The 375-nt window shown below is 68.0% G+C and carries 1 pseudogene; it reads right to left on the reverse strand.

Annotated elements, in window-relative coordinates:
- A pseudogene (locus FMEAI12_RS40455) lies at positions 1-375 on the reverse strand (integrase core domain-containing protein); the annotation flags it as partial.

A 375-nucleotide genomic window follows, 5' to 3' on the forward strand; every position in this document is an offset into this window, starting at 1 on the left:
CCGTCGAGGATGCGTGTGCGACGGACGGTGGAATCCGGCGTCGGGGCGACTGCGGGTGGCGGGTCGGGTGGGTGCTGGCGGAGGGAGCGGTGGGGTCGGTGGGTGTTGAAATGCTTCGCGTAGCTGTCGAGGACTGACGTCAGGTGCCGTTCGGAGATGATCAGCGGCCTGTCGGTGCATTCGCGGCGGGCGGTGCCGACCCGGCGTTCCGTGATCGCGTTCGCCTGCGGGGGCTTGTGGGGGTGTGCGTACCACGTCGATGCCGGCTCCGGTGAAGACGGCGTCGAAGGAAGCCGTGAACTTGGTGTCGCGGTCACGGAGGGGGAACTGGAACCGGTGGCCACGTTCGTCGAGGTCCATCAGTAGGTTCCGTGC

Source organism: Parafrankia sp. Ea1.12 (assembly GCF_900465275.1).
In the GTDB taxonomy this organism is placed as follows: domain Bacteria; phylum Actinomycetota; class Actinomycetes; order Frankiales; family Frankiaceae; genus Parafrankia; species Parafrankia soli.